1 protein-coding gene is annotated in these 861 nt (G+C 45.8%); it reads right to left on the bottom strand.

The features are described from left to right. Positions 1-861 (bottom strand): glycosyl transferase (locus A3763_RS21225; protein WP_068760471.1); only part of this gene is annotated, 861 nt, incomplete at both ends.

Genomic DNA, 861 nt, shown 5'->3' with positions numbered 1-861 from the left:
TTGTGAGAAAAACTCCTTATTGTCAGCCTCCACCGCTGCATATAGTCTTTCGAGAATATCGGGCTTGGCGCTAATAACTCTGTTCCAACTAGGAATGAAAGGGGTATCCATCGGCTTCTCGAGGAAGGCTTCACCAGCTTTCATGATGTTGTGAGCAAAAAGCTCGACGGCTTTTTCTTCCTGATGAATATCCAGCGACAAGCCATTCATCAAAGCATCGTTGTGATAAGTTTCGACAAAATCGAGCGCGATTCTAAAGTAGGTCGCTTTAATTGAGCGGAATGTTTCAGTGTTAAAGGTCTTGCCGTGAGTTGCCAGTTTTCTAAATAAGGCCTTTGAGATATCGATCGACATCTTGGATAAGCCTCCCTGATCATTTTCAGCTGACAAGTCCTGGTGTTTGTGGTCGTAAACATCGGCAATGTCTACCTGGCACAGCCTATTGTTGGCGTAGTTGCGGTGCATCTCAGAAAGCACACCTATTTCCAAACCCCAGTCGCTGGGAATGCGAATGTCGTTAAGCACATCTTTACGGAAGGAAAACTCACCGGCGAGTGGGTAACGAAAGCTATCCATAAATTGTAGATACTCTAATTCGCCATAGACTTTCTTTAAGGCTCGTAATAGCGGCGTTACCAGCAAACGGCTAACGCGGCCATTTATTTTGCCTTCAGCAACGCGAGCATAGAAACCTTTACAGAACTCATAGTTGAAGCGAGGGTTGGCAACCGGGTAGATCAGTCTTGCTAATAGTTCTCTGTCATAGGTAACAATGTCGCAATCGTGCAGAGCGACTGATTCAGATCGGTCAGACGCTAGCGTGTAGCCCATGCAGTACCAAACATTTCGTCCTTTTCCTAA

Source organism: Oleiphilus sp. HI0128 (genome assembly GCF_001635365.1).
Note: the sequence above shows the minus strand (reverse complement) of the source record. Positions and strands in the feature narration are given on the sequence as shown.